At 70.7% G+C, this 24,927-nt stretch carries 27 protein-coding genes; 12 read left to right on the plus strand and 15 right to left on the minus strand.

The features are described 5' to 3' along the window. Positions 1 to 5: 5 nt before the first annotated feature. Positions 6 to 428, minus strand: coding sequence for a hypothetical protein (locus ACSHWB_RS40880; RefSeq protein ID WP_439658684.1), 423 nt, complete (start codon positions 426 to 428; stop codon positions 6 to 8). Positions 429 to 593: 165 nt separating this feature from the next. Then, a complete protein-coding gene (locus ACSHWB_RS40885; RefSeq protein ID WP_439658685.1) occupies positions 594 to 1,454 on the minus strand; it encodes an NAD(P)H-binding protein in 861 nt (286 codons plus the stop codon). Positions 1,455 to 1,530: 76 nt separating this feature from the next. Between ACSHWB_RS40885 and ACSHWB_RS40890 the strand changes: the two genes are divergently transcribed. Then, a complete protein-coding gene (locus ACSHWB_RS40890) occupies positions 1,531 to 2,196 on the plus strand; it encodes a TetR/AcrR family transcriptional regulator (RefSeq protein WP_439664757.1) in 666 nt (221 codons plus the stop codon). A 7-nt stretch (positions 2,197 to 2,203) separates the two neighbouring features. On the opposite strand, the gene ACSHWB_RS40895 is transcribed toward ACSHWB_RS40890, so the two are convergent. From ACSHWB_RS40895 to ACSHWB_RS40930, 8 genes are all read right to left on the minus strand, one after another. Continuing rightward, positions 2,204 to 3,748 (minus strand): outer membrane protein assembly factor BamB family protein, encoded by a 1,545-nt coding sequence (locus tag ACSHWB_RS40895; RefSeq protein ID WP_439658686.1) that lies wholly within the window; start codon positions 3,746 to 3,748, stop codon positions 2,204 to 2,206. Positions 3,749 to 3,877: 129 nt separating this feature from the next. Then, positions 3,878 to 4,174 carry a DUF4342 domain-containing protein gene (locus ACSHWB_RS40900; protein WP_439658687.1) on the minus strand — a complete coding sequence of 99 codons (297 nt, stop codon included), beginning with the start codon at positions 4,172 to 4,174 and terminating at the stop codon, positions 3,878 to 3,880. Between the two features lie 145 nt (positions 4,175 to 4,319). Next, positions 4,320 to 5,024 (minus strand): DinB family protein, encoded by a 705-nt coding sequence (locus tag ACSHWB_RS40905; protein WP_439658688.1) that lies wholly within the window; start codon positions 5,022 to 5,024, stop codon positions 4,320 to 4,322. 22 nt (positions 5,025 to 5,046) lie between these two features. Continuing rightward, positions 5,047 to 5,529, minus strand: a complete 483-nt coding sequence (locus tag ACSHWB_RS40910; RefSeq protein WP_439658689.1) for a MarR family winged helix-turn-helix transcriptional regulator — start codon at positions 5,527 to 5,529, stop codon at positions 5,047 to 5,049. A gap of 37 nt (positions 5,530 to 5,566) precedes the next feature. Continuing rightward, entirely contained in the window at positions 5,567 to 6,160 is a 594-nt protein-coding gene (locus tag ACSHWB_RS40915) for a nitroreductase family protein (protein WP_439658690.1), read from the minus strand. Positions 6,161 to 6,179: 19 nt separating this feature from the next. Then, a complete protein-coding gene (locus ACSHWB_RS40920) occupies positions 6,180 to 6,842 on the minus strand; it encodes a GTP cyclohydrolase II (RefSeq protein ID WP_439658691.1) in 663 nt (220 codons plus the stop codon). Between the two features lie 112 nt (positions 6,843 to 6,954). After that, on the minus strand, positions 6,955 to 7,395 hold the full coding sequence (locus ACSHWB_RS40925) for a hypothetical protein (RefSeq protein WP_439658692.1): 441 nt from the start codon (positions 7,393 to 7,395) through the stop codon (positions 6,955 to 6,957). A 9-nt stretch (positions 7,396 to 7,404) separates the two neighbouring features. Then, positions 7,405 to 8,508, minus strand: a complete 1,104-nt coding sequence (locus ACSHWB_RS40930) for a DNA alkylation repair protein (RefSeq protein WP_439658693.1) — start codon at positions 8,506 to 8,508, stop codon at positions 7,405 to 7,407. Between the two features lie 197 nt (positions 8,509 to 8,705). Here ACSHWB_RS40930 and ACSHWB_RS40935 point away from each other — a divergent pair, with 197 nt between their 5' ends. The 5 genes from ACSHWB_RS40935 (at position 8,706) to ACSHWB_RS40955 (ending at position 13,232) form a co-directional block, all read left to right on the plus strand. Continuing rightward, positions 8,706 to 9,011, plus strand: a complete 306-nt coding sequence (locus ACSHWB_RS40935) for an FAD-linked oxidase C-terminal domain-containing protein (RefSeq protein WP_439658694.1) — start codon at positions 8,706 to 8,708, stop codon at positions 9,009 to 9,011. A gap of 104 nt (positions 9,012 to 9,115) precedes the next feature. Further along, positions 9,116 to 10,750 (plus strand): CocE/NonD family hydrolase, encoded by a 1,635-nt coding sequence (locus tag ACSHWB_RS40940; RefSeq protein WP_439658695.1) that lies wholly within the window; start codon positions 9,116 to 9,118, stop codon positions 10,748 to 10,750. A gap of 200 nt (positions 10,751 to 10,950) precedes the next feature. Then, a complete protein-coding gene (locus ACSHWB_RS40945) occupies positions 10,951 to 11,775 on the plus strand; it encodes an Asp23/Gls24 family envelope stress response protein (RefSeq protein WP_439658696.1) in 825 nt (274 codons plus the stop codon). A 52-nt stretch (positions 11,776 to 11,827) separates the two neighbouring features. Then, positions 11,828 to 12,499, plus strand: a complete 672-nt coding sequence (locus tag ACSHWB_RS40950; RefSeq protein ID WP_439658697.1) for an AIM24 family protein — start codon at positions 11,828 to 11,830, stop codon at positions 12,497 to 12,499. An 88-nt stretch (positions 12,500 to 12,587) separates the two neighbouring features. After that, a complete protein-coding gene (locus tag ACSHWB_RS40955; RefSeq protein ID WP_439658698.1) occupies positions 12,588 to 13,232 on the plus strand; it encodes a dihydrofolate reductase family protein in 645 nt (214 codons plus the stop codon). Between the two features lie 165 nt (positions 13,233 to 13,397). Here ACSHWB_RS40955 and ACSHWB_RS40960 read toward each other — a convergent pair whose 3' ends face one another. Continuing rightward, a complete protein-coding gene (locus tag ACSHWB_RS40960) occupies positions 13,398 to 15,674 on the minus strand; it encodes a LuxR C-terminal-related transcriptional regulator (RefSeq protein ID WP_439658699.1) in 2,277 nt (758 codons plus the stop codon). A gap of 242 nt (positions 15,675 to 15,916) precedes the next feature. Between ACSHWB_RS40960 and ACSHWB_RS40965 the strand changes: the two genes are divergently transcribed. Further along, on the plus strand, positions 15,917 to 16,675 hold the full coding sequence (locus ACSHWB_RS40965) for an IniB N-terminal domain-containing protein (protein ID WP_439658700.1): 759 nt from the start codon (positions 15,917 to 15,919) through the stop codon (positions 16,673 to 16,675). 95 nt (positions 16,676 to 16,770) lie between these two features. Then, complete coding sequence (locus ACSHWB_RS40970) at positions 16,771 to 17,235, plus strand: peroxiredoxin (RefSeq protein WP_439658701.1); 465 nt, start codon at positions 16,771 to 16,773, stop codon at positions 17,233 to 17,235. On the opposite strand, the gene ACSHWB_RS40975 is transcribed toward ACSHWB_RS40970, so the two are convergent. Continuing rightward, positions 17,232 to 19,007, minus strand: coding sequence for a serine/threonine-protein kinase (locus ACSHWB_RS40975; protein WP_439658702.1), 1,776 nt, complete (start codon positions 19,005 to 19,007; stop codon positions 17,232 to 17,234). The genes ACSHWB_RS40970 and ACSHWB_RS40975 overlap by 4 nt on opposite strands. 309 nt (positions 19,008 to 19,316) lie before the next feature. Between ACSHWB_RS40975 and ACSHWB_RS40980 the strand changes: the two genes are divergently transcribed. From ACSHWB_RS40980 to ACSHWB_RS40995, 4 genes are all read left to right on the plus strand, one after another. Next, complete coding sequence (locus ACSHWB_RS40980) at positions 19,317 to 20,048, plus strand: GAF and ANTAR domain-containing protein (protein WP_439658703.1); 732 nt, start codon at positions 19,317 to 19,319, stop codon at positions 20,046 to 20,048. 72 nt (positions 20,049 to 20,120) lie between these two features. Continuing rightward, on the plus strand, positions 20,121 to 20,888 hold the full coding sequence (locus ACSHWB_RS40985; protein WP_439658704.1) for an ANTAR domain-containing protein: 768 nt from the start codon (positions 20,121 to 20,123) through the stop codon (positions 20,886 to 20,888). Between the two features lie 162 nt (positions 20,889 to 21,050). Next, on the plus strand, positions 21,051 to 21,800 hold the full coding sequence (locus ACSHWB_RS40990; RefSeq protein WP_439658705.1) for a GAF and ANTAR domain-containing protein: 750 nt from the start codon (positions 21,051 to 21,053) through the stop codon (positions 21,798 to 21,800). Between the two features lie 46 nt (positions 21,801 to 21,846). Next, positions 21,847 to 22,047 (plus strand): sigma factor-like helix-turn-helix DNA-binding protein, encoded by a 201-nt coding sequence (locus ACSHWB_RS40995; protein ID WP_439658706.1) that lies wholly within the window; start codon positions 21,847 to 21,849, stop codon positions 22,045 to 22,047. A gap of 6 nt (positions 22,048 to 22,053) precedes the next feature. Here ACSHWB_RS40995 and ACSHWB_RS41000 read toward each other — a convergent pair whose 3' ends face one another. From ACSHWB_RS41000 to ACSHWB_RS41010, 3 genes are all read right to left on the minus strand, one after another. Beyond that, the gene (locus ACSHWB_RS41000) at positions 22,054 to 22,410 is read right to left on the minus strand and encodes a hypothetical protein (protein WP_439658707.1); all 357 of its coding nucleotides are present in this window, start codon (positions 22,408 to 22,410) and stop codon (positions 22,054 to 22,056) included. A 246-nt stretch (positions 22,411 to 22,656) separates the two neighbouring features. Beyond that, complete coding sequence (locus ACSHWB_RS41005; RefSeq protein WP_439658708.1) at positions 22,657 to 23,871, minus strand: ROK family protein; 1,215 nt, start codon at positions 23,869 to 23,871, stop codon at positions 22,657 to 22,659. Positions 23,872 to 23,909: 38 nt separating this feature from the next. Beyond that, entirely contained in the window at positions 23,910 to 24,917 is a 1,008-nt protein-coding gene (locus ACSHWB_RS41010) for a sugar phosphate isomerase/epimerase family protein (protein ID WP_439658709.1), read from the minus strand. Positions 24,918 to 24,927 lie beyond the last annotated feature (10 nt).

Here is a 24,927-nt window from a genome sequence, read left to right on the forward strand (position 1 = left end):
CTTGCTCACTCCCGTCGTGACGCGGGCACCCACGCCATGAGGTTCATGACGAGCGCGCCGAGCCCCAGGACGCCCAGCATCACGCCCGTCACCCAGAGCGCCTCGTCGTTGTCGGCCAGCGCGGCGTCGACGACCTTGCCGTTCTCCAGGTCGTAGCGGACCGTCACGCGGTCGCCCGGGTTCCGGATCGGGCCGTTCTCGGACAGGGTCGCGGTCTGCTTCGAGCCGTCCGGCAGCGAGTACTCGACCTTGACCGAGGCGCTCTTGCCCGACTTCAGCCGCTCCTGCACGGTCCCCTCACTGCTGGCCCAGGAGTTCTGCTCGGTGTACGCGCCGATCACGAGCGTCAGCCCCCAGATCGCGCCCACCAGCACGAGTCCCGACACGAACCGGCCGGTCCCCGACTTCACCTTGATCGACTTCGCCACCACGCCTCCCTCGCCGGGTACATCGTCACATCGACCCCAGATGCAACCTGAAGTGGCACGCGGGCAGTGCCGGGGCGTCGTGACCCGCGACCGGGCCGCGGCCTGGTCGCGGAGAGCGGCGAGCGGAACGCCGCCGCGCCGTCGTGGACACGGTCAGCCAGCTCGTCACGCCCTGACAGCCGCCTCCAGCACCGAACGCAACGAGGTCGCCGGGCGCTCCAGCAGCTTCTCCAGCTGGTCCCCCGTCGTCGCGAACTCGCCGCGGCGGGAGGCGCGGAACATGCCGAGCAACAGGTTCGCCTGGTCCTCGGGCACGCCGTGCCCGACCAGGGACGCGGCCCACTCCTCGTCCGCGACGACGACCCGGCGGATCGTGCGGCCGGTGAGGTCCGTCAGCATCGCGGCGACGTCGCCGAGGTCGAACGCGTCCGGCGCGGTGAGCGGCGGGGTCGGTCCGTCGAACAGGTCGCCCTCGGCCAGCACGATCGCCGCGGCCTCGGCGAGGTCGGCGTGCGCGGTCCAGGACACCGGGCCGTCCTCGGGTGCGACGAGCTCGCCGGTCGCCAGCGCCTGGCCGAGCAGCAGCGGCACCGTGCTCGCGTAGAAACCGTTGCGCAGCGCGGTGAACGGCCGCCCGGTGCGGGCCAGGTGCTGCTCGGTGGCCGCGTGATCGGGCATCGGCGCGAAGAGCGAGTCGCTCGCCGCGCCCTGGTGGCTGGTGTACAGCACGCGATCCGCTCCCGCGGCGCAGGCGGCGTCGATCGCGGTGACGTGCTGGGCGAGCGCGGCCGGGCCGGTCTCGTTGGTCGAGACGACGAGCACCTGCGTGGCGCCCTCGAACGCCCCGGCGAGCGAGTCCGGGTCCGAGAAGTCGCCGCGCCGCACCCGCACCCCGCGTGCCGCCACCGCGGCCGCCCCGTCGACGTCCCGCACGCTGACGCCGACGCGCTCCGCCGGCACCCGTGCCAGCACCTGGTCGACGACCTGGGAGCCCAGCTTGCCGGTCACTCCGGTGATGATGATCATTTCCCCGCCTCGCTAACGTTGGTAGTAACAGCGATAGTAACCACGTGAGCAACGCTGCGATAGAGTGGGCGTCGTGATGGAGAGCACCCGCGGCAAGGCACGCGCGAGCATCGTGGAGGTAGCGGCGAGGCTGCTGCGGGAACGAGGCGCCGGCGCGGTGACCATCCGCGCGGTGGCGCAGGAGGCGGACACCCAGGCGCCGACGATCTACCGGTTCTTCGAGGACAAGGACGCGCTGCTCGACGCGGTCGCCGAGCACGTCTTCGCCGCGTACGTGGCCGGGAAGGAGGCCGCCGAACCCAGCGACGACCCGCTGGCCGACCTCCGCGCGGGGTGGGAGGCGCACCTCGGCTTCGGTCTGGCCAACCCCGGCCTGATCAGCCTGCTGCTGGACCCGGTGCGCGCGGCCCGTTCGCCGTCGATGAACACCGGGATGGAGGTTCTGAGGGCGCGGATGCAGCGCGTTGCCGCCACTGGACGGCTTCGAGTCACTGAGCGGCGGGCCATCGAGCTGCTGCATGCCGCCGGTACCGGCACGGTGCTCACCCTGTTGTCCACGCCGCCTCAGGAGCAGGATCCCGGGTTTGCCGACGCGATGTACGAGACGGTCCTGCGGTCGATCCTGCACGAGGAGTCGCTACCGGAGGAGACGGCTGCCGATGCGGTCCGGCGAGGACTGCCGGAGCTGCGACTGACGGAGGCCGAGCGCACCCTGCTCACCGAGTGGATGTCCCGGCCCTGAGCCAGGCTCAGCGGACGAACGCGTAGACGTCACCGTTCTTGCTGGAGACCTGCATGTCGCCGTACCCGAGGAAGACCGTCTTCTCTCCCAGCACCGGCTGCGCTCCCCCGTACGCATCCGACGGCCAAGCCGAAGTCACGTTCTTGGTCCACTTCACCGCACCGGAACGCGCGTCCAGCACCGCGAGCCCACGTCGCGTGCCGACGTACAGCGTGTCCCCGTCCCAGGTGACCCGGTTGATGGACACGGCGCCAACGTCCTGCTGCCACCGCACCGCGCCGCTCGTCGCGTCCAGCGAGTGCATCACCCCGAGGATGTCGGGCACAAGGACCTGACCACGCACCAGCGTTGGTCCCGTCGACATCTGAGCGTCGATGCTGTGCTGCCACTCGATCTCACCTGTGGCAGCGTCGAGAGCCTGCACCTGGCCGGTGCGCTGCCTCGAGTTGCTGACCGTCAGGAAGATGCGGTTCGCGGCGGTCGCGAGGCCGACGACGTTCCCCGCGGTGGTGCGGCTCCACGCCTGCTTCCCGCGCAGGTGCACCTGCAGCCCGTCGACGTCCGTCGCCGAGTACACGAACCCCTGCAGTTCCACGACGTCGTTGACCTGTGTGGACACCCGCACGCGTTCGACCACCTCACCGGTGCGGCCGTCAACGCTCAGCACCCATCCCGCGCTCGTGCCCACGAGGATCTTGTTGTCGGCCGCTTCGCTTTGGCGCCACGGCATTCCCTCCGTGACCAACGTCCACCGCACGGCACCACCCGTGTCGATCGCGGTCAGCCGTCCCTCGGTCTGCGTCGTCGCCGCACTGGCGAGCACGAGCCCGCGGATGACGGTGCACGGCCCTGTCATCACCCCACCGGCATCGACCCGCCAGCTCTGCACACCATCGCTCTGCCGCAGCCCGACCACACTGCCGTCGCGCAACGACAGCACCACGTCGTCCCCGTTGACCACCGGAAAGCACGCCGACTCGAAACCCCGGCGCCACCGCTCGTCCCCCGGCTCCGCACGCCTGAACAGGCTGGCCCCGAAGTAGGTCCCCAGGGCGGCGAGAAGGCCACCGGAGCCGAGCAGCAACACCCGTCTTCGCTTCACCGGGGCGGGCGCTGGTGCGATTGAGGTCTTCTTGGCGGTCAGCAACCCCACCAAGGTCTCGATCGCCCGATCCTCGTGCCGGCGCACGTCGATCCAGCCGATGCCCTTCGGCAGGCTCGGCACCTCGGTGTCGTCGAGACGCACCGGCAACACGGCGTCGTCCCTGCCGCGGAGCCTGGTCTCGAGGGCGGACAGCAGCTCCCACGTCGTCCAGGGACTGCGCACGTAGTGCTCGGACACGATCAGCACGATGTACCGCGCCTTTTTGCCGTAGACCTCCAGGAGCACTTTGAACAGGTCCTTGCCCCACAACATGGCCTGGAAGTTCTCGTCGAAGAACACCGTGAACCCGTTGGCCGCCAACGCCTCCGCGAGATCGCGCGCGAAGTCGCGGTCCTGCCCGGCGAACGACAGCGCGAAGTCGTAGGTCTCGTCCGCCTTCTTCGTCACCCGAGGCTGCCCATCCGCTCGACACCGGCGCTGTCGCGGCCAGCCAAGCTATCGCGCCTCACCCCGTCGCCGTAACGCCCGGCACCGGCGCGGTGCCGTCGCCCCCTGGCAACGGCACCGCCGCGACAACTAGATCCGCTCGGCGTCGGCCTCGACCGTCGTCGACGGCTCGCTGCCGGCCTGCCGGCGGTCCTCCACCGAGATACCGCACTTGCCGACGAGCGCGACACCGGCACCGATCGTCGTGGCCACCGGGGCGGCGAACGCCGCGACCAGGCCGAGTGCCACCGGCACCTCGAGCACCACGTCGTCCTTGCTGTCCCGCACCACCACACGGCGGTTGATGCCCTCGCTGACCAACCCGCGAACGGCGTCGACCACCGAGTCGACGGCGGTACGGGCGGACTCGGGCTTGGATTCGCTCATGACTCTCCTCGAACTGCGGATCTCCCTGACGACTCCAGACTGCCCGTGTTCCGGCCGGCTGCCATCAGGGTTTCCCCCTGACCTCCGCCCTGATATTGCCCTCAGGAATAACCGGTGGTCAGGGTGGGGAAATCTGCCCGTTCGATCACTCGGCCAGGTCGAGGTCGCGGACGCAGAAGCCGTGGTGCTCGAAGGTCTCGTTGAGCACCGTGCCGAGGCACTTCCGCACTGAGCGGCCCCGCGCGTACGGCGGCCAGACGTCGTCGTCGGGCACCGGGGCGTCCGCGGCGAGCTGCTCGGCGGTGACCTCGTCGAGCCACGCTTCGAGCTCGGCGGTCTGCGCGGCACGCACGCTCACGATCTCGTCGAGCGACGGGTCGAGGGAGAGGTCCAGCCCGTGCGCTTCACGGTAGGGCTCGACCGCCGGACCGATGCCCATCGGCGTGAACAGCTCTGTCGAGCCCAGGCAGCAGCGGCGGAACCACGAGTCGTGGACGAAGACCAGGTGGCGCAACGTCTGCGCGGCCGACCACTCGTCGTTCACGCTGCGGCGCTCGATACCGGGCGTGCGGCGGATGCGTTCGATCGTGGCGGCCCAGCCGGCGTGGAGCTGGCGCGCTGCCTCGCGCAGGTCGGCGAGGTCGTCGGAGCGGAGGAGCACCCGCACCGGATGACGCCGGTCGAGCTCGGCCTCGACGTACTCGGTGACCTCGACGCCGTTCACCACGAGGTTGGTGACGAAGCCGTCGATCACGGCGTCCTGCATGACGACGCCGATCAGGCGCGCGCCGGTCAGGTCGCACTCGCGGAACTCGGCACCGTGCAGGTCCTCGTCGACATATCGCGGCATGGTCCGCATCCTAGGTCCGCGCTCACTGGTCGGTGAGCGACGGGAGGATCTTCGCGGTGATCTCGTGCAGGCGGGTGACGTCGTCGTCGGTCAGGTGGTCGAAGACGAGCCGGCGGACCTCGGCGACGTGACCGGGCGCCGCGACGCGCAGGAAGGCCCAGCCCTCGTCGGTGAGCCGCGCGACCTGGCCGCGTTTGTCGGTCGGGCAGGCGGACCGCTCCACCCAGCCCCGTTCCTCCAGCACGGACACCGCGTGCGAGAGCCTGGTCGTGGTGGTGCCCGCCCTGCGCGCGAGCTGCGTCATCCGCATGCTCCCGTCCTGCTCGGCGCTGAGCATGGTCAGGATGCGGTAGTGGGCGTGCGGCAGGCCCGCGTCGTCACGCAGCTGGCGGTCGAGCGCGGTGGGCAGCAGCATCAGCAGCTGCGTGACGTTGAGCCAGGCGGCCATCTCGGTGCCGGTCAGCCAGCGCGGTTCGGTCACGGCGTCGGGTCGAGCGTCGGTCACCACGTCATCCTCCCTCCTCCGGCCGCGCCGGGTTCGATCACGCGGAAGCTGTGCGCACCGGCAGCAGCAGTTCGTCGACGGAAAGGCGCACGCGCGCGGCGGTTTCCCGTTGCGCGAAGGGCTCCGCGAGCCGGGAGGGCTCGTCGCGCAGGCCGACGGCGGCGACGACCAGCGGCACCACGTCGGCAGCGGCGAGCACGGTGGTGAGGCGGTCGCGGTCGAACCCGCCCATCTGGTGCACCGCCAGTCCCTCGGCCTGGGCCTGCACGGACAGGTGCGCCACGGCCTGGCCGGCGTCGTAGACCGCCCACGGCACCGCGCCGCCGTCGGCACCCGTGGTCCGTGCCGCCACGACGACCAGCGCCGACGCGGCCCGCGCCCACACCTGGTTGCCGCCGGCCAGCGTCTCGAGCACCGCCGCGTGCTCTGCGGTGCCGCGCCTGGTCACCGCGAAGCGCCACGGCTGGGTGTTGGACGCGCTCGGCGCCCAGCGAGCAGCCTCCAGCAACGCGGTGAGCTGCTCGTCCGTGACCTCGTGATCGGGGTCGAACGCCCGCGAGCTCCAGCGGTCGGCCAGCAGCGGGTGCAGCGGCACCACCGTCGAAGCGGTCTTGTCCACGGTCGGGGTCATGTCTTTCCTCTCAGGGTGGTCAGCCGGCCAGCGGCAGGTCGAGGGTGTGGTGGGTGCGGGCGACCTTGGCGGTCAGGTAGGCGGCGTTGGCACCGGTCAGGTGCACCCCGGTCGGAACGCGGTCGGTGACCTCGACGCCGAGCGCGTCGAGCTGCAGCGCCTTGTCGGGGTTGTTGCTCAGCAACCGGACCCGGTCGACACCGAGCGCGTGCAGCATCTGCGCCGCCGCGGTGTAGTCGCGCTCGTCCTCACCACGTCCGAGAGCCAGGTTCGCCTCGTAGGTGTCGAGCCCGGAGTCCTGCAGCGCGTAGGCGTCGAGCTTGGCGTACAGCCCGATGCCGCGGCCTTCCTGCCGCAGGTACAGCAGGAACCCGCCTTCGCCCGCGATGCGTTCCACGGCCTCGCGCAGCTGGGGACCGCAGTCGCAGCGCTGGGACCCGAACACGTCACCGGTGAGGCACTCGCTGTGCGGCCGCACCAACGGCGCGACGTCCCCGGCGGCGGCGCGGGTCACCGAGGCCCGCCAGTCGCCCAGCCCCAGTGCCAGGTGCTCCAGGCCGTCGCCCAGACCGGTGAAGGTGAAGACCTCCGCCGTCGTGGCGTACCCGTCCGGGAACTCCAGCGGCACCGTGACCTGCGTGCGCACCGTCGCCGCAGGTGCCTTCAGCTCCGTGCTCGTCATCGGTGCCTCCGCGTTGTTGAAGTTTCACATACGAGTGTGCAACTTCAATGTTGAAACTTCAACAACGCGGGCGATGTTCCTGATCACATGAACGAGCTCGGCAGCGCTCCGGTCAGCGGCGCCCGGTGGCCAGCACGACGAGGAACTGCCCGCCGCCCGCCTCGACGGAGGCGGTCACCGGCAGCCCCGGCACGAGCCGGGAGAACCGGTCCTCCAGCCACTCCGCCGTCTCCTGGGCGTCCTGCCTGGACGGACAGCGGGCGACCATCTCGCGGCCCCCCTTGCGTTCCAGCCTCCCGGCCACGGTGATCAGCGGCGCGGGTTCGGCGACGTGCAGGCGGTCCGGCCAGGAGATGACGATCTTCACCGCGCCCTTGCGGCTGTTGCACCCGCGGTGCGCGAGCCGTTCGGCGATCTTGGCCTTGCGGTCGGCGGTGCGGCTGTCGACGCTGGGCCCGCGCGCGTCGTTCACGGACATGCCGGGGTCGACCGGTTCGTCGCACACCCAGCAGCGCCAGCCGTCGCGCTCTGCCACGTCATCGAGGAGACTCACCAGCGCAAACTACCCGGCCACCACGGTGAACTCCGCGCGACCGGACCGCACACCGTTGACCTGCAGCTCGACCGCGTGCCGGCCGGGGTGGTAGCGGCGGGTGGTGATCACCCGGAACGAGTGCTCGCGGCTGAGCTCGTAGGTCTCGCCCGGTTCGACGGTCCGGGTGGTGAGCTTGAAGGTCTTGCCGGTGAGCGTGCCGTTGGCCTTGCGGTGGTGGACGACGTAGTCGATCACCAACCGCGCGGGTTCCTGGCCGAGGTTGCGCACCGAACCCGTGAACGACAGCGTCTCCCCGATCGCGACCGTGTCGGCGCCGAGCACCGGGCCCGTGACGTCCAGTTCCGCGGCGGTGAACCCCAGCAGTGCCAGCGCGCCGGGATTGCCTTGTTTGACGAGCGTGCGCAGCGCGTGGCGCACAAGGCGTTCAGTGTTCTCGCCGGGCTCGGCCAGCCACGCGCCCGCGGTCGCGACGACGAGGTCCGGGTCGCTGCGGCTGATGTCGTTGAGGTGGTTGGCGACCGAGCGCCGCACGTACTCGCTCTCGTCGCGGTACAGCGCGTCGAGGATCGGCAGCGTGGCCTTGGGGTCGGCGAGGATGCCGGGCACGCGGATCGCCCAGGGCAGCACCGGGCGCGTGCCCTCCGAGGCGAGGCGGCGCACGTCCGCCGACTCCGAACGGGTCCAGTGCACGATCGCGCCCAGCGCCCGCCCGAGGTCGGCGTTGAGCAGGGAACGCAGCGCGAACTCGGAGGTCAGCCGGGGCGTCAGTTCGGCCAGCAGCGCGAGCGCGTCGTCGAACGCGTCCACCCCGCCCTCGTCGATCGCCTTCGCGGCAACGGCACTGGTGACCGGCCAGATCAGCCATCCGGTGAAGGACGGCGCCTTCTCCGCCGCGGCGCGCACGGTCTGGGCGAACGACGCGTAGTCGCCCGGCAGGTCGGCGAGCAGCGCGTCACGGATCAGGTCGCTGCGCTCCCTCAGAGCCAGCGGCGCCAACGCGGTCTCGGCCGCGCTGAGCCGCGGCAGGCGGGCTCGCGGAGTCACCGCGCGCAGGGAGGTCACGAGGGCGCGAACGGCGGGAGCACCGATCAGTTCGTCGGCAAAAGGCATGTCACTTCTCCGCCGGAGTTGGGTGGGAAGCCAGGAAGGACAAGGCTTCCGCGATGCTACCCGGCACCGCCGACCAAGCCCCTCCCAGCAGCTGGAAGCCGTTGACACCGTCCCCGGTCACGACAAGCCTTGCCCTGACCGGAAAGGAACCCCTTCCGTCCACAGTGCACTGTGCGACCGCCTCGGGAGACCCGCACATGACGAGATACGTGATCATCGGCGGTGGCGCGGTCGGCGGCGTCGACATCTACTCCTTCGCCCGCGACAGCGACGTGCACCCGATCATCTCCTACCCCGGCGCGACGCCGCCGGGAGCCGTGCGGCTCGCTGGTGACGACGTCTTCGCCCTGGCGCTGGAGCTAGGCGGCACCGTCACGGGCGAGCACGGGATCGGGCTGCTGACACGGGACTGCCTGGCGCGGGAGGCCGGGGCGGACGTGCAGGCCTCGATCAAGGCCGCCCTGGACCCGCGCGGGATCCTCAATCCCGGGAAGCGGTTCTGACGGTTTGTTTTGGTCAACACTGAAGCAATAGTGACTGAAGACAGACCTGCCGCGGGTTGCGTCGCGCTCGCCGTCCGGCGTTCGCCCTGATAGGAAAGATCACCGTGGCCACACGACCTCGGTTCGACCTCGCGGGCAGGGCGGCCGGACTGCTCGGCCAGCGCCTGCTGAAGCTTCCCCCTGCCACTTCGCGCAACGTCACCGTGGAGCGGGATCTGCGGATCCCCACCCACGACGGGCAGACTTTGCTGGCGAACCACTGGGCGCCGGCCGACCTGCCCGGCGCGCCCACGGCCGTGGTGCGGACGCCGTACGGCCGCTCCGGGCCGCTGGACTGGCTGTACGGGCGGGCGCTCGCCGAGCGCGGGATGCACGTGCTGACCGTCAGCTGCCGGGGCACGTTCGGTTCGGACGGCGACTTCCGGGCGATGCGGCACGAGCGGGAGGACGGCCTGTCCACGTTGAAGTGGCTCGCCGAGCAGCCTTGGGCGAACGACGTGGTGCTGACCGGGAGCAGTTATCTCGGGTACACGCAGTGGGCCATCGCCGCGGAGGCTCCCGTGCGAGTCAAGGCGATGGTGCCGCACGTGACTTCGGCGCGACTCGCACTCGCCTTCCTGAGGCCGGAGCGCGTCGAGATGGAGACGCTGCTGGGGTGGTCGGTGAGCACGGCGACGCAGGAGCGGCCGGGCAACGTCTGGCGCACGCTGCTGGGTTTCGGGCGCAAGCGCGTCAAGGCCGCCATGGGCACGTTGCCGTTGGTGGACGCCGACACGGCCGCGCTGGGCCACGTTTGGCCGTTCTACCAGGACTGCGTGCACCACGACCAGAACGACCCGTTCTGGAAGAACGAGGACCACTCCCCCTCCGTCGGTGACGTGACCGTGCCGGTCAGCTCGATCGCGGGGTGGTACGACATCTTCCTCGCCGACCAGCTCCGCGACTTCCAGGTGCTCAGGGAGGCCGGGCGCGACGCGCACCTGACGGTCGGGCCGTGGTGGCACGCCCACACCGGCGGGATGGCGGCGGTGCTCGGTGACACCGTCGGCTGGGCCGCAGCCCACGCCCGCGGAACCGAGCCGCCGCGCAAGCCGCCGGTGCGTCTTTTCGTGATGGGCGTGGACGAATGGCGTGACTTCGACCAGTGGCCGCCCGCCGGCTACACCCCGCGGCGCTGGCACCTCGCGCCCGGCGGCGAGCTCGGTTCGGCGCCCGGTCCGGCGGCTCCGACGTCGTTCACCTACGACCCCGCCGACCCGACGCCGTCGCTGGGCGGGCCGAAGCTGGAGAGCCGCGGCGCAGGGCCCGTCGACAACCGCAGGCTCGAAGCGCGCGCGGACGTCCTGGTCTTCACCTCGGCCGTGCTGGACGCCGACGTCGAGGTGATCGGCGAGGTCACGGCCGAGGTGTGGCTGCGGTCGGACCGGCCGTCGTGCGACCTGTTCGTCCGACTGTGCGATGTGGACGGACGCGGCAAGTCCGTGAACATCTGCGACGACCTGGTCAAGGTTCGGCCGGACGGGATCACGAAGGTGACCGTGGAGCTGTCACCGACCGCGCACGTGTTCCGGCGCGGGCACCGGATCCGGGTGCAGGTGTCGGCAGGGGCGTTCCCCCGCTTCGCCAGGAACATGGGCGACGGCGGGCCGCAGCGCACCTCGGCCGAGCCGCTGGCCACCAGGGTGGAGATCTTCCACGACGCCGAGCACCCGTCCGCGGTTCTGCTGCCGCAGAGGTAGCGCAGGGCAAGACCTCCGATGATCCCGTCCTACCACGTCGTGATGATCACCTTTACCTTCTCGTCACGAGCTGAACATTGTTGGGACACAGGGAAATCTCGAATTGGCGATGATGATCGGCAGCTTCGGCCGGCTGCCTATCATCACGCCCGTCTGTTCGCTCCTTCCCTGCCCCCTTCGCACGCGAGACGGGAACCCCCATGACCGAGATCATCAGCTCCTTCTTCGGCCGGCCCAGGAACGACGAGGCCGAGAACACGGCTCCCGCCGAGGACGCCACCACCGAAACCGTTGGCACCGAAGCGATCGAGTCCACCGACGCCACCGCTGCCGACGCCGAGGTGAAGACCGAGGAGGGTGCTGAGGAGGTGACCGACGAGGCCGCGACCGACGAGGCTGACGACGCGGAGGCGGAGGAGACCGAGGCGGAAGCCGCTGCCGAGACCGACGACGACACCGAGGACGACACGGCGGAAACCGTTGTGGACGAGGAAGTGGACGAGGCCGAACCCGCCGCCGAGACCGAGGCCGCTGAAGACGCCGAGCCGGTCGCCGAGGTCGAGCCGGTTGAAGACGCCGAGCCCGAGGTCGAGCCGGTCGCCGAGGTCGAGCCCATCGTGCTGTCCGCCCCCGAGTCCGAGACCGAACCCGAGGTCGAGGCTGTCGTTCTGACCGCCCCCGCGAGCGAGCCGGTCGCGGAGACCGAACCCGCCGCCCCGCTGCGCGCCGCCGCCGGCACCCGCGGCACCGTCTCGGTGGACGACGGCGTCGTCGCGAAGGTCGTCACCCTCGTCGCCGGCAAGGTCGAAGGTGTGCACAGCCTTGCCGCGGACGGCATCGCGGTCGAGGTCGACGGTGACGTCGCCACGATCACGGTCGCGCTGGTGGTCGAGTTCGGGCACGCGGTCAGGAAGCTGGCCGAGCAGGTCCGCATCGACGTGATCGAGGCCGTCGAGGAGTTCCTGGGCTTCGACGTCGCGGGTGTCGACGTCCGCGTCGCCGACGTGCACCTGCCAGAAGCCTGAGCAGACACCCCCAGGGATGCGCATGCCCATGATCACCTGCATGATTCCGGGCATGCGCAGCTCACTGTTCAACCACCAGGAACGGTCCGTCGAACCGGGCAGCTTCCAACTGCAGAACGACCGCATGCTCAAGGTCGACCTCACCGGCAGCGGCGGGCACTTCTTCGCCAAGCAGGGATCGATGGTCGCCTACCAGGGCGACGTCGACTTCTCCTACGAGGGCAGCGGCGGTCTCGGCAAGCTCTTCAAGAAGGCCTTCACGGGTGAGGGCATGTCGCTGATGAAGGTGTCGGGCAGCGGCGACGTGTTCCTCGCCCAGGACGCCGACGAGATCTTCGTGCTGTACCTCGAGAACGAGGGCGTCACCGTCAACGGCAAGAACGTGCTCGCGTTCGACAGCTCGCTCAAGTGGGACATCAACCGCACCGAGGGCGCGTCGATGCTCAGCGGCGGCCTGTTCAACACCACCTTCACCGGCACCGGTGCGCTGGCCGTCACCGCCTACGGGACGCCGGTCGTGCTGAACGTGGACGTGCCGACGTACGTCGACATGCAGTCCGCCGTGCTGTGGTCCACCTCGCTGCAGTCCTCGATCCGCAAGACGGCCAAGCTCGGCGCCGTCATCGGGCGCGGCTCCGGCGAGGCGTACCAGCTCGCGCTGTCGGGTCAGGGGATCGTCGTCGTGCAGGCGTCGGAGGGTCACCCCGTCCCGACCGCGCAGTAGGGCTCTGGGTCAGATCCGGAGGAGTGAGGCCGATGAGTTGACGCTGCCGCCGCAGTCCAACCATCGACCGAGAACGGAAGGAAACCCCATGACCCAGCTGGTGAAGGTCCAGAACTTCGTCGTGTCGCGGGACGGGTTCGGTGCCGGCGAGGACCAGACCCTCGACAGGCCGTTCGGCCACGCCGATCCCGGCACGATGTTCGCGTGGGCGGGTGCGACGGCGAGCTGGCCCAACCGCACTGACCCCGGTGGCAGCCGCGGCCTCGACGACTACCTGACCCGCGACTTCGCGCACAACATCGGCGCGGAGATCATGGGTGCCAACAAGTTCAGCCCGCACCGCGGTCCGTGGGAGAACCACGACTGGCAGGGCTGGTGGGGCGACGAGCCGCCGTTCCACACCCCGGTGTTCGTGATGACCCACCACGAACGGCCGTCGTTCACGCTCTCCGACACGACGTTCCACTTCGTGAACGGCGAGCCGGCCGACGCGCTGCGGCTCGCGAAGGAGGCCGCGCAGGGCAAGGACGTGCGGATCGGTGGCGGCGCCACGACGATCCGGTCGTTCCTCGACGCCGACCTGATCGACACCCTGCACGTCGCGGTGGCGCCGGTCGAGCTCGGTCACGGCGTGCCGCTGTGGAAGTCGCCCGACGAGCTGCTCGACCGGTTCCACGTCGACGTGGTGCCGAGTTCGAGCGGCGTGACGCACCACCTCTTCTGGAGGAAGTGACGGCCGCGTCCCTGTGCGTCCGGTGTCAGTTTCACGGACGCACAGGGACGTGCGTGGCGCCGTCCCGAGCCGGCTGAACCGCATCTGGCGGATCCGCGCCCTCTACATCCGCACCGAACGACCACGGCGGATCGGTGCGATGAGCCGATTCACCTGATGGAGTGGCTACTTCGTGGCCATGTCCTCCAGCGCCCGCTCCAGTTCCCGGCGGTTCTTCGCGCCGAGCTTGTTGCGGATGCGGGTGACGTGGTGCTCGACGGTCTTGGCCGAGATGAACAGCGCGTCGCCGACCTCGCGGTAGGTGAGCCCGTCGCGCACCAGCGCGGCCACCTCCTGCTCGCGGTCGCTCAGGACTTCCGCGCCGCCCTGCCCGCTGTTCGTGCCCTGGAACTGCCGGGCGATGTCGAGCAGCTGGGTCATCGCCTTGCGGTCGGTGGTGTGCATGGCCGCGTGCCCGGCGAGCCTCGCCGCGTCCGCCGGCATGCCGTGGGCCTGCAGCTCCTGCGCCGCCGACTCGACCTGCGCGTGGTCCACCTCGCCGCGGCCGGCCAGGCTCCAGCACCGCGCGGCGGCGGTGAGCGCGCGGGCGAACGGCATGGCGTCCGCCGCTTCTTCCAGTGCTGCCAGGTGTTTCTCGGCCGCGGTGTGGTCGCCGACGAGCAACGCGGCGTGGAAGGCGTGCCAGCGCGGGAGCGCCGACCACAGCGGCGGGTTGCCCAGCCCGTCGAGCAGCGACCACGCCTCGTCCAGGTGCGTCTCGATGCGGTGGAACTGGCCGATCCTGGCCGCGGCGACGGCGATCTCGGTCAGCGGGACCAGGGTGTAGAGGTCGACGGGGTGCACGACGAGTGCCTGCTGGGCCGGTTCCCACGCCGACCTCAGTGCCCGCAGATCGCCTGCGCGGCGGGTGATCCCGAGCTCCAGCGCCGCGGCGAACAGGGCCTCGCGCGGTTCTCTGGGCACGTCCGGGCGCACGAGTCGTTGGGCCGCTTCGACATCGCCGCCGAAGAGTTCCGCGCTCGCGAGCAGCAACTGGTGCCGGTCCGCGTGCAGTCCCCTGCCTTCGTCGCCCTGGACAGCTTTGGCCAGCAACGACTTCGCCACGGTCAGCTCACCGGCGTGGACGCAGATCAGCGCGGCGAGCGCGGTCGGGCTGTCCGGCTGCACCGAGGCGCGGGACCCGGTCCGGTTCACCCCCGCCGTGGCCACCGCGGCAGCGACGGCGGCCATCGGCGGACCGGTGACGGTGTCGAGCACCACGCCGGCCAGCCGGTGCCCGAGGGTGTCGTTCAGCGACCTGGCCGGCTGCGAACGCGCGCCGAGCTGGACCGTGCGGGCCTCGCCGAGCCGTCCGGCGCCGAGCAGACCGGTGACCGCGAAGCCGAGCGCGAGTCCGCTGTCCGAGCGCTGGAGCAGCTCTCCCCCGCGGCCGACCTGCCCGCGCAACGTCAGCACGGTCGCGGCGACCAGCAACGCGTCCGCGTCGGCGTGTTCGAGGTCCACCGCGTCCACGGCGCCGTCGAGGTCACCGCTGAGGGCGCGAGCCCGCGCCAGGTGCGCGGAAGGCCCGGTGCCCGCGGCGGTGAACAGCCGCGCCGCCAGCGCCGGGTCGTCGTTGATCACTTCGTGGGCCGCCGACGAGAACACGTCGAGAAGACCGGGATCCCGCACCCCGAGCTCCAGCAACGGCCGCGCGTAGGCCGACACCGGCTGGGCGCGTTCGAACTGGGTGAGCGCGAGCGTGCGCAGCAGGCCGGCCCGCTGTTCGACGGGCGCGAGCGCCTCGATCGCGTCGGCGGCGGCGGGCAGCGGGGCGCCGTCGATCTGGAGCAGGCCGGCCGACCTCAGCGCGTCGATCGACTCCGAGACCGCGTGCAGGTCCAGCACCAGCACCGACGCGAGCAGCCCCACGTCGAACGGGGCGCCGAGAGCGCGGGCCAGCAGCAGATCGCCTGCCTCGGGCGGCAGGTCGTCGAAGTGGCGGGCGAACGCGGCGCGCGGATCCGGTGAGAGCTCGTCCAGCACGAACCCCGGCGTGCCACCGGTCCGTTCGTGCAGGCGGGTTGCGCGCTCCTCGCTCACCTCGGCGTCCAGGACGTGCGCGGCGAGGGACCGGACGTGCTCGCGGGACAGGGGCCGCAGCCGCACCCGGCCCACGGAGCCGGGCAGTGCGCCGATGAGCCTGGTCAGCGCCCGGTTGTCCGGCCACAGCCGGTGGGCGATGACGAGCCGGCCGCCCGCGGTCGCCTCGGCCAGCAACCGGTCGGCCTCGGCGTCGGCGAGCGCGTGCCCGTCGTCGACGACGATCGCCTGGTCGAAGGTGCGCAGCAACGTCGTCTTGCCGCACCCGGCCGGTCCGGTCAGCACGACGTGGTCTGCGGTGCGCGCGCGTTCCAGCGTCCGGGTGGTCCCTCCGTCGAGCAACAAGGGCGTGTCCGACATCGGGGACATGAGCGCGTGAACCTCCTGGTGACCGACTCCTGCATCTCTACTTCGGTGCATCACCCGTTCAGGTTTGGTCACGGCACCAAGATCGGGAGTTACCCCTATTCCCCTACTCGGAGTGGCAGCAATCCCCGATCGGTCCCCGGCGAACAAGACCCTGCGCATCACCCGATGTGGTGATACCTCTGCTCTCCGTAGCTTTCTGTGGCATCAGCACAACGACGCACCAGGAGTTCGACGTGGACCTGCCGCAGACGCTGCACGACTTCACCCTCAACCTGCTCGGCGACCCCGACGCCCGGTCGGCCTTCCAGCTCGACCCGCAGGGCTCGCTCGACGCGGCCGGACTCGGTGACGTGCACCCGGCGGACATCCAGGAGCTGCTGCCGCTCGTGCTCGACTTCGCCCCGGTCACCCACCTCGGCGACTTCGGGTCGACGATCTCCGGCCTCGACCTGGACCAGCAGCTCGACCTGATGAGCACGCTGCAGAACACGGTCGGCCAGCAGGTCGACGACAACACGGTCCTCGGCGCCGTCTCGGGCCTGACCGCCGCCGTGCACGGCGTCACCACCGGGTTCGACGTGCTCAGCGACCCGTCCGGCGCGCTGGACGTCGTCGGCACGAGCACGGTCACCGACGTCACCAGGACCGTCACCGACCTCGAGGTGACCGACACCGTCGGCGACATCAGCAACGGCACCGACGTGCTCGACACCACCCACATCACCGACGTCGTCGGCGACGTCACCGGCACCGCGCACACCGGTGACCTGGGTGTCGGCGACATCGGCTCCGTCGTCGGCGACGTGACCGGCAACGACCTGTCGCTCCACGAGGTCGGCAACGTCGGCGACGTCGTGTCCCACGTGGGCAACGTCGGCGATGTGACCGGTGTCGGCCACATCGGCGACATCGGCAAGATCGGCGACCTGTCCGGCGAGCTCGGCGACGTCAACGTCGGCGGCGTGCTGAACGACCTCGACCTGAGCCTCTAGACCCCACGTCCGGAAGGCCGCCCCGACCGCGCTCCGGGGCGGCCTTCCGGCGTCTTCAGACCAATCCGCACCGGCCTCGGGCACGAAGACCCGGCATGAAACGAGGAGACACCGCCCCGGACTTCACGCTGCCCGACGACACCGGCGCACCCCGCACCCTGTCGGACTTCCTGGCCTCCGGCCCGGTCGTGCTGTTCTTCTACCCGGCCGCGATGACCGGCGGCTGCACCGCGGAGAGCTGTCACTTCCGCGACCTGGCCGACGAGTTCGCCGAGTTCGGCGCCCACCGCCTCGGCATCAGCCCCGACGCCGTGGGCACGCAACGCCGGTTCTCCGCGGCCAACGGCTTCGACTACCCGCTGCTGTCCGATGTGGACGGTGCCGTGGCCAAGCAGTTCGATGCCTGGCGGCGCTTCAGCCCGCTGCACGCCAAGCGGAAGACCTTCGTCATCGACACCGACCGCCGGATCCTCGAAGTGATCAAGAGCGAGCTGAAGTTCACCGTCCACGCCGACCAGGCGCTCGCCGTCCTGCGGGAACGCGCGGCCGAACACGCCTAGAACGCCGTCAGGATCTGGTGGTTCCACCACAGGTCGAGCTTGTCGAGGGTGTCGACGTCGCCCGGCTTCTTCAGCGTGCCGATGGTGAGGTTCTTGGTGTCGACCCACCACACCTGGGCGTTGCCGTCGGCGAGGAAGCACGTGGTGAAGTCGCCCGGCAGCGGACCGGAGACGTCGCGGTAGTAGAGCGCGTAGTGGATGGGGTCCGACTTGGGCCGGCACCCGCCGCGCTCGTCCATCCGCGGGATGCCCCGGTTGTTCACCACCGCCAGGAAGAACGCGTCCTGCGTGGCCCGGTCGGCGAACAGCCGGAACTCGGCCTCCGCCGGTGGCGGGGCGTAGGGGTCGTCGGACTTCACCTCGCCGCAGCGAACGGTGGCGACCGTGCTCGCGTCGGGCTCGGTGGGTGCGCACGTCGTGCTGATGGTCCGGTAGACGGCCGGCAACGCGTCCAGCAGCGCGCTGTCCTGGGGTGTTCGCGTCCTGCTGGACGGCGTCGGGCTGGCCGTCGTGGTGGTCGTGCTGGTGCTGGACGGGGTGCTGCTGGACGTCGTGCCCGTGCCTAGGACCTTGTCCTTGTTCGCGAAGATCACCGTTGTCACGACGATCCCCACCACTACTGCCAGGGCGCCTACGGCGATGGCGGCGCGTTTGCCCGAGGACGCGGCTGCGGGCTGAGGGCGGGTCGGCTGGTACGGCGGCTGGGGGCCGGGTGCGGGCTGGCGGGGGAACTGCGGCTGCGGGCCCGTGGTGATCGGCCGGGGCGTGCCGTGGGGAGGGCTCGCCGGTGAGGGCCAGCCAGAGGCAGGGGTGATGTACCCGCTGGGCGGAGTCGTGTGGGTGGGCGGGGTCGTGTGGGTGGACGCAGGTCCGGGGGTGGGCTGGGGGCCTGGTGTGGCCAGAGGTCCGGGATGTCCTGCGGGCGGCGTGGAAGGGGTGGCGGGCGGCGTCGCACCGCCCGCCAGGGCCTGCACGGCCGCCACCGCCAACTCCCCCGCCGTGGCATAACGATCAGCCGGGTTCTTCGCCATCTCCTTGGCGATGACGTCATCCAGCCCCACGGGCACCGAAGGGTTCAGCGGCGAAGCCTTGGGCGGCGCCTCGTTCAGGTGCGCCCAGATCTGGGCCGCCGTGCCGTCCGCGGTGAACGGCCGCCGACCGGCCAGGCAGGCGAACAGGACGCAGGCCAGCGCGTACACGTCCGCGCGCCCGTCGACCGGCCCGCTCTCGAAGCGTTCCGGCGCCATGTAGTCGAGCGTGCCGACGACCGAGCCGGACGCGGTCAGGCCCGTCGCGGACGGCGAGACGCTGCGGGCGATGCCGAAGTCCACCAGGTACACGAAGTCGCCGGAGGTCACGAGGATGTTCGACGGCTTCACGTCGCGGTGCACGAGGCCGTCGGCGTGGGCGGCGTCGAGGGCGCTCGCCACCTGCTCGACGATGCGCACGGCCCGCGCGGGTTCGACGGTGCCCTCGCGGATGACGTCGGAGAGGTCGGCGCCCTCCACCAGCCGCATGTCCAGGTAGAGGCGGTCGTCGATCTCGCCGTACGCGTGGATCGGGATGACGTGCGGTTCGCGCAGCCTCGCGACGATCCGCGCCTCGCGGCGGAAGCGGGCCCGGTAGTCCTCGTCGTCGTGGTAGCCGGGCGAAAGCCTTTTGAGCGCGACGACCCTGTCGTGCGCCGTGTCGTAGGCCCGGTGCACCTCGCCCATCCCACCTCGGCCGAGCAGTTGCTCGATCCGGTAGGGCCCGAACGTCTCTTCCGTCATCGTCCTCGTGTTCCCGAGCGCCTTTGTACGAACGAGTCGACGCGCGCCGACCGCCGCGGGTTCCGTCCGCCGCCTGCGAAAGCAAGCCTACAAACGTACGAACCGGCTGGCGTGCGAAGGACGCAAGTCGTGCCGAGGACGCGTCGGCCCGCCGGACGCAGTAGGCTTGCGTGGTTGATCCTGATGCGATCACGCGAGGCGTACGCCCAGATCCCGCTGCGTCCAGGAACGACTTCGAGTCGTCGACGTGGTGGAGGTGTCCGATGCCAGCCGTGAGCAGTCGGCCGGGTTTCGGTGGTGTGGCCACCGATGCGAATTCCTGATGGGCCACAGAGGTCGTTGATCCAGGCACGTGCGACGGTCCTGGCCGCGCTTCGTGACAACGAGAGCAAGCTCGACGCGTTGGCGCGGGTGATCCGCGCGTGTGTGGACGTGCTGCCGGTGGACGGCGCCTCGGTCTCGGTGATGAGCGGGCCGCGGGAGCGCGAGACGTTGTACGCCAGCGACGAGATCGCGGCGCGGATCGAGGACGTCCAGTTCAGCCTGGGCGAGGGCCCGTGCTTCGAGGCGTTCGCCTCGCGCAGGCCCGTGCTCGTGCCCGACCTGCGCGAGGCCTCGGTGGTGGAATGGCCGGTGTTCGCCGAGGCGATCAGGGCGGTGCCCATCGGCGCGATCTTCGCGTTCCCGTTGCAGGCCGGTGCGATCGGCATCGGCGCGATCGACCTCTACCGCCGCCGGCCCGGCTGGTTGTCGGCCGACGAGCTCGCGGTCGCGCTGGAGGTCGTCGACCTCGTGGCCACCGTGCTGCTCGGCCTGCGGCTCGGTGATCCCGGCGACCCCGAGGGGTTGCGGGGTGTGCTGTCGCCGGGACGGGAACAGGTGCACCAGGCGACCGGCATGCTCATCGCGGCCTTCACGATCTCCGCGGAGGAGGCCCTGGCCAGGCTCCGGGGCTACGCCTTCGTGACGGACAGGCCGCTGGACGCCGTCGCCAAGGACCTCGTGACCCGCAGGCTCTCGCCGTTCGAACTCGACAAATGACCGCGCACAAAGCCTTCATGGCGTGCCCGTCCAGGCAGCACTACCGTCGGACGAAGAGGACAGGAGCAGTTGATGAGCGGTAGCGCACCCTCCAGGACGGAGCGAGAATCCCGTTTGCTCCAGGCGTTCGTCCAGTTGGCGGACACGCTCGTCGATGACTACGACGTGGTGGACGTGCTGCACCGGCTGGTCGAGCACTGTGTCCAACTGCTCGACGCCACGGCCGCCGGGTTGATGCTGTCCGACCAGCACGGCGGTCTGCAGGTGGTGGCCTACTCCTCCGACCAGACGCGGATGCTCGAGCTGTTCCAGCTGCAGGAGAGCGAAGGCCCCTGCCTGGACTGCGTCCGGACCAGCGAACCGGTGCTGGTCGCCGACCTGGCGGAGACGATCCAGCGCTGGCCGCGGTTCGCGCCCCTCGCCATCGAGGAGGGGTTCGTCTCCGTGCACGCGGTCCCGATGCGGTTGCGCCGCGATACCATCGGCACGCTGAACCTGTTCCGCCGCGAGGCCGGTCTGCTCAGCGATGAGGACCTGATGGTCGTGCGGGCACTGGCCGACACCGCGACGATCGGGATCCTGCAGGAACGTGCCATCCGGCGCGGCGAGGTCGTCACCGAGCAGCTGCAGACGGCGCTGAACAGCCGGGTGGTCATCGAGCAGGCCAAGGGCGTGCTCGCGTTCGCAGAGAACCTGGAGATGGAGACCGCTTTCCGGACGTTGCGCGGGTATGCGCGCAACCGCGGCCGCCGCCTGGCCGACGTCGCGCGGGAGCTCGTCCTCGGAGAGCTCCGTCCCGACGAGCTCCTCGCCACCCGCCCGCAGCCCGCCGAAGGCTGATCGCGCAACGGATTCGTTCCGCCGTACGGCCGCCGGACTTCATCCCACTCCCGGCAGCCGATTGACACATATGGCCCGAAACGATCCAACTTCTGGGTACCGCCTGCCCCGACGGCGTTAGGGTGGGAAACCGCCCAGACCCCATGGACGAACGAGTGAGAGGTGGCCGTTCCCGTGTCGAACCAACGGCTCGCGCAGACGTTCGCCGAGCTGGCCGACACGCTGGTGGAGCGGTTCGACAGCATCGAGTTCCTGCACGTCCTGGCCGAGCGCAGCGTCGAGCTGCTGCCCGTGGACGCGGCCGGGATCCAGCTGGCGGACGACCGGGGTGTGCTCAGCCTGATGGCCGCGTCCAGCAGAACGGCGCGTCCGCACGAGAATTCCCTGCCACAGGGCCAGAACGGCCCCGCAGAGGACTGTTTCCACTCCGGACAGACGGTGCACTGCCCCGACCTCCGCACACCGCCGCCGAGCTGGGAGCCGTTCACCGCGGCGGCCGTGGCGCTCGGGTTCGCCGCGGTCGACGCGGTGCCGCTGCGCTTGCGGGACCGGGTGATCGGCTCGCTGACGCTGTTCAGGACGTCGCCCGGCGCACTGTCCGCCGAGACCGCGGCGCTGGCGCAGTCGTTCGCGAACGTCGCCACGATCGGTGTTCTGCACGTGCGGTCGCCCGAGCAGGACGAGGCGGTCGCCGAACAGCTCAGCACGGCGATGACGAGCCACGTCGTGATCGAACAGGCCAAGGGCGTGCTGACCGAACGACTGGAGGTCGGCGTCGCGGACGCCTTCTCCCTCATGCGGAACTACGCGCGCAACACCGGCCAGCTGCTGTCCGACGTCGCCCGGCAGGTCATCGAACGCGCACCCGAGGCCGACGGGCTGACGAGGGTCGGCAAACCCCGGCGGCGGTGATGATGACGACGTCACCGCACGCTCCACAGTGGACGGTCAGCATCGCGTGAACGATCGTTCCCGACCCGATCTCCACCACCTCGCGAAGCTCACCGTCGAGCAGCGCGAGGTGCTCGAGCTCCGCGTCGTGCACGGGCTGTCGGCCGAGCAGGTGGCGTCGAAGCTGGGCTCCACCGTGGCGGCGGTGAAGCTGGTGCAGCACAAGGCGTTGGAGACGTTGCGCGCCGCGCTCAGAGCGCAGAGCTGACGACGATCAGCCGGTCGCGGTCTCGCCGGTCGGCGCGAGCCAGTCCAGTTCGGCGGCGAGCACCCCGAGCTGGAACCGCGACTGCACGCCGAGCAACGACTGCAGGCGCGCGATGCGCCGGTTCAGGGTGCGCAGGCTGACGTCGAGCTCACGCGCGATCGCGCGGTCGGTCGCGCCGGTGCGCATGAGCCGCAGCAGGTGCTGGGTCGCCGTGGTGGGCTCCTTGCCCACGGCCACCATGTGGTCGCCTTGTCTGGGACGCGGCAACGTGACCGGCTTGGTCATCGACCCCTCCCCCACGAGCACGCGCGTCCGCCCAGCGGGGTGTGCGAGCAGCCCCGGTGTTGCGCGGGTCACAGTCATAGGGCGACGGTAGGCCGGACTATTGGCGGCTGTCAATCAAAAGTCGGCACTTCGCTGTCAGATCGCAGCTATCTTCAGGATGAACGCCGCCATTACTACGACACACGAGTGCGCTGAGGGCTCCGAAAGTGATCAATGACGGGCAAGGCGCGACTTTGGAGACGGCGCAGCGCATTCGTACCGGGACGTGTTCGGGCACGACGGTGCCAACGAGGCGTGTTCGGGCGCGAACGGATGCTGCGGTGCTTACGTGGCGGCGTGCGACGACAGCCGCACCTCGCCGGCGGCGACCTCGCCCAGCCGCGCGTCCAGCACCTCCGGCGACAACACGTGCCGCACCACCATCGCCGCGGCACCCAGCGCCCCGGCGGTCACCCCGGCACCCGACGCGACGATCCGCAGGTTCTCCGTGGCCAGGGGCAGCGAACGCCGGTAGATCGACTCGCGCACGCCCGCCAGCAGCATCTCGCCCGCCTCCGCGAGCAGGCCGCCGATGACCACGAGCGACGGGTTGAACATGCTCACGCACCCGGCGAGCACCTCGCCGATGTCCCTGCCCGCCTGCCGCACGACCCGGCCGGCCTCCAGGTTGCCGGCGCGGACCAGGTTCACCACGTCGGCCGTCGAGTGCGCGGGGTGCCCGAGCTCGCGCAGCCTCGCCGCCAGCGCGGGACCGGCGGCGACCGCCTCCAGGCACTCGGTGTTGCCGCACCGGCACAGCACCTCGGCGCCCTGGGGCACCCTGATGTGCCCGAGGTCGCCCGCCGCACCCGCCGCACCGCGGTGCAGCACGCCGTTGCTGATGAGGCCCGCGCCGATGCCCGTCGCCGCCTTCACCACGATCATGTGGGCCACGTCCGGGTGCGAGGCGGTGTGCTCGCCCAGCGCCATCAGGTTGACCTCGTTGTCGACGAGCACGGGCACGCCGAACTCCGCCTCGATCGCCGCCGGGACGTCGAACCCGTCCCAGCCCGGCATGATCGGCGGGTTGTTCGGCCGCCCGGTGGAGTGCTCGACCGGGCCAGGCAGGCCGACGCCCACGCCGGCGATCTCCGCGGCGTCCACGGTCGTCAGCAACGAGCGCCAGGTCGTGACCAGGAGCGGCAGGATCGCCGCAGGCCCGTCCGCCACGTCGAGGTCCACCTGTTCGACGGCGAGCAGCCGGCAGCCCAGGTCGGAGACCGCGACGGTGGCGTGGGTGGCGCCCACGTCGGCCGCCAGCACGAGGCGGGCGCCGGGGTTGAACACGAACCGGCCCGCCGGGCGGCCACCGGTGGACTCCCCCGTGCCGCTGCCCGTCACCAGCCCGGCCGCCACCAGCAGGTCCAGCCTCGCTCGCACCGTGGACCGCGCGAGACCGGTCGCGTCCACGATCTCCGCTCGGGTGCGCGGGTTGCCGTCCATCAGCATGCGCAGCACTGCGGCCGGCGATCCCGCCTCTACACCCAAGGTGCTCTCCATCGAACAATTGTCACATCGGAACCAGAAGGCGGGCCTGGTCAGCCCCCGGAGCTGAACGCGGCGTCGAAAGAGGCCGACGGCGGGTCGAAGGCGTTGCGGCGGATGAACTCCAGCGCCTCGGGCGCGCCGACGAGCCGGTCCATCCCCGCGTCCTCCCACTCGACGCTGATCGGACCGGTGTAGCCGATGGTGTTGAGCATCCGGAACGACTGCTCCCACGGCACGTCACCACGTCCGGTGGAGACGAAGTCCCAGCCCCGCCGCGGGTCGCCCCACGCCAGGTGCGAGCCCATCCGGCCGTTGCGGCCGTTGCCGACCTGGCGCCGGGCGTCCTTGCAGTCGACGTGGTAGATCCGGTCGCGGAAGTCCCACAGGAACCCGACCGGGTCGAGGTCCTGCCAGACGAAGTGCGACGGGTCCCAGTTGAGGCCGAACGCCGGACGGTGCCCGACCGCCTCCAGCGCGCGGACCGTCGTCCAGTAGTCGTAGGCGATCTCGGACGGGTGGACCTCGTGCGCGAACCGGACGCCGACCTCGTCGAACACGTCCAGGATCGGGTTCCAGCGGTCGGCGAAGTCCTGGTAGCCGGCGTCGATCATCGACGCGGGCGCCGGCGGGAACATCGCGACGGTCTTCCAGATCGACGAACCGGTGAAGCCCACGACGGTGTCGACGCCGAGCTTCGCCGCGGCCCGCGCGGTCGCCTTCATCTCCTCCGCCGCCCGCTGCCGGACGCCCTCCGGGTCACCGTCACCCCAGTTGCGGGCGGACAGGATGCCCTGGTGCCGTTCGTCGATCGGGTCGTCGCAGACGGCCTGCCCGGTGAGGTGGTTGGAGATCGTCCACACCTTCAGGTCGTGCTTGGCGAGGATCGCGAGCCGGTCGGCGACGTAGTCGTCGTCCTCCGCGGCCCGCCACGGGTCGAGGTGGTCGCCCCAGCAGGCGATCTCCAGGCCGTCGTAACCCCAGCCCGAGGCCAGCCCGCAGACCTCCTCGAACGGCAGGTCGGCCCACTGACCGGTGAACAACGTGATCGGACGTGCCATCTCCGCGATC

The sequence above is a fragment of the Lentzea sp. HUAS TT2 genome, assembly GCF_051853195.1.
Lineage (GTDB): Bacteria > Actinomycetota > Actinomycetes > Mycobacteriales > Pseudonocardiaceae > Lentzea.

Bases quoted from the DNA above. Each gene is read 5' to 3' on its own strand.
- ACSHWB_RS41010 (WP_439658709.1), bottom strand. From the start codon at position 24,917: ATGGCACGTCCGATCACGTTGTTCACCGGTCAGTGGGCCGACCTGCCG.
- ACSHWB_RS40980 (WP_439658703.1), top strand. From the start codon at position 19,317: ATGCGAATTCCTGATGGGCCACAGAGGTCGTTGATCCAGGCACGTGCG.
- ACSHWB_RS40985 (WP_439658704.1), top strand. From the start codon at position 20,121: ATGAGCGGTAGCGCACCCTCCAGGACGGAGCGAGAATCCCGTTTGCTC.
- ACSHWB_RS40920 (WP_439658691.1), bottom strand. From the start codon at position 6,842: ATGACGAGCACGGAGCTGAAGGCACCTGCGGCGACGGTGCGCACGCAG.
- ACSHWB_RS41005 (WP_439658708.1), bottom strand. From the start codon at position 23,871: ATGGAGAGCACCTTGGGTGTAGAGGCGGGATCGCCGGCCGCAGTGCTG.
- ACSHWB_RS40935 (WP_439658694.1), top strand. From the start codon at position 8,706: ATGACGAGATACGTGATCATCGGCGGTGGCGCGGTCGGCGGCGTCGAC.
- ACSHWB_RS40955 (WP_439658698.1), top strand. From the start codon at position 12,588: ATGACCCAGCTGGTGAAGGTCCAGAACTTCGTCGTGTCGCGGGACGGG.
- ACSHWB_RS40900 (WP_439658687.1), bottom strand. From the start codon at position 4,174: ATGAGCGAATCCAAGCCCGAGTCCGCCCGTACCGCCGTCGACTCGGTG.
- ACSHWB_RS40950 (WP_439658697.1), top strand. From the start codon at position 11,828: ATGCGCAGCTCACTGTTCAACCACCAGGAACGGTCCGTCGAACCGGGC.
- ACSHWB_RS40885 (WP_439658685.1), bottom strand. From the start codon at position 1,454: ATGATCATCATCACCGGAGTGACCGGCAAGCTGGGCTCCCAGGTCGTC.
- ACSHWB_RS40905 (WP_439658688.1), bottom strand. From the start codon at position 5,024: ATGCCGCGATATGTCGACGAGGACCTGCACGGTGCCGAGTTCCGCGAG.
- ACSHWB_RS40890 (WP_439664757.1), top strand. From the start codon at position 1,531: ATGGAGAGCACCCGCGGCAAGGCACGCGCGAGCATCGTGGAGGTAGCG.
- ACSHWB_RS40930 (WP_439658693.1), bottom strand. From the start codon at position 8,508: ATGCCTTTTGCCGACGAACTGATCGGTGCTCCCGCCGTTCGCGCCCTC.
- ACSHWB_RS40915 (WP_439658690.1), bottom strand. From the start codon at position 6,160: ATGACCCCGACCGTGGACAAGACCGCTTCGACGGTGGTGCCGCTGCAC.
- ACSHWB_RS40945 (WP_439658696.1), top strand. From the start codon at position 10,951: ATGACCGAGATCATCAGCTCCTTCTTCGGCCGGCCCAGGAACGACGAG.
- ACSHWB_RS40960 (WP_439658699.1), bottom strand. From the start codon at position 15,674: ATGTCGGACACGCCCTTGTTGCTCGACGGAGGGACCACCCGGACGCTG.
- ACSHWB_RS40970 (WP_439658701.1), top strand. From the start codon at position 16,771: ATGAAACGAGGAGACACCGCCCCGGACTTCACGCTGCCCGACGACACC.
- ACSHWB_RS40975 (WP_439658702.1), bottom strand. From the start codon at position 19,007: ATGACGGAAGAGACGTTCGGGCCCTACCGGATCGAGCAACTGCTCGGC.
- ACSHWB_RS41000 (WP_439658707.1), bottom strand. From the start codon at position 22,410: ATGACTGTGACCCGCGCAACACCGGGGCTGCTCGCACACCCCGCTGGG.